Below are 1,251 nucleotides of genomic sequence, written 5' to 3'. Positions count from 1 at the left end.
GTCCGGAGGTGCATGACATCTACCGCGAGTGGCGCACGGTGTTCAATGAGTACGATCCGCCGCGTTTCGCGGTCGGCGAGGCGTGGGTGAAGCCCGAATCTCAGCACCTGTACGCGTCCATGGACGAACTTGGCCAGGTGTTCAATTTCGAGTTCGCCAAGGCGAATTGGTTCGCGGACGAATTCCGCGAGGCCATCGAGGATGGTCTGCGGTCGGCTGCGGAGACGCACGGCTCAACTACCACGTGGGTCATGAACAACCATGATGTGCCGCGCAGCCCGTCCCGCTACGGCCTTCCGCAGGTGAAGGACGCTCCGTATCATCAGCTTGCGCACGATTGGCTGCTGCGCGATGGTTCCTCGTATCGGGAGAACCGCGATCTCGGCACCCGTCGTGCCCGTGCGGCCGCGCTTATGGAGCTTGGCCTGCCCGGTTCGGTGTACGTGTATCAGGGCGAGGAATTGGGCCTGTTCGAGGTGGCGAACATTCCGTGGGATCGTCTTGAGGATCCGACGCCGTTCAACACCCGCCGCAATTTCACTGACAAGGGCCGTGACGGCTGCCGTGTGCCGTTGCCTTGGAACGCCGCCGATTGCGGTCATCCGGCCGATTGGGATTCCAATTTCATCACCGGTGGCACCTTCGGCTTCGGCCCGGCTCAAAACGATGCTGATGGCGAGGCCGTCGCCGACGCGCACCTTCCGCAGCCGGCCTGGTTCAAGGATTTCGCGGTCGACACAGAGGCGGCGGATGACGGCTCCATGTTGCACCTGTACCGCAAGTTGCTGCAGCTGCGTCAGACGATTCTGACGGCGACTGGCGATACGTCCGCGCAATTGCTGGACACGGACGATACCGTCGTTGCCTACTCCCGTCCCGCCACGGAAGGCCGCCGTTTCCTATCCATCACCAATTTCGGCGACGAGCCGGTATCGCTGCCGGACGATGCGGTCGTCATCGCACGTTCCGTGCCATTGACGGATGATGGCAAGCTGGATTCCGACGCTTCCGTCTGGCTGCTGCTCGGCTGATTGTTCGCAACGATTCTGACGTAGCCGAGAATCGACGGAAAAGCCCGGTTCCGCTTTGCCGAAACGTTCCGTAGAACGCCCTGACAAAGCCGAACCGGGCTTTGTTATGAGGAAAGGGGATAGGTAAGTCTGTTTTCGGCTTGTTACTTCTCTCCGTTCATGATGGCGGACAGCGATTGCACGCGAGGCAGGTCGAACACTTCGTCGGTGTGCACCACCT

1 pseudogene is annotated in these 1,251 nt (G+C 61.1%); it reads left to right on the top strand.

The window, feature by feature from the left end:
- Positions 1-1,031 (top strand): annotated as a pseudogene (locus ACR0P8_RS09905) (alpha-amylase); the annotation flags it as partial.
- Between the last annotated feature and the right edge of the window lie 220 nt (positions 1,032-1,251).

Source organism: Bifidobacterium sp., assembly GCF_050874245.1.
In the GTDB taxonomy this organism is placed as follows: Bacteria; Actinomycetota; Actinomycetes; order Actinomycetales; family Bifidobacteriaceae; genus Bifidobacterium.
Note: the sequence above shows the minus strand (reverse complement) of the source record. Positions and strands in the feature narration are given on the sequence as shown.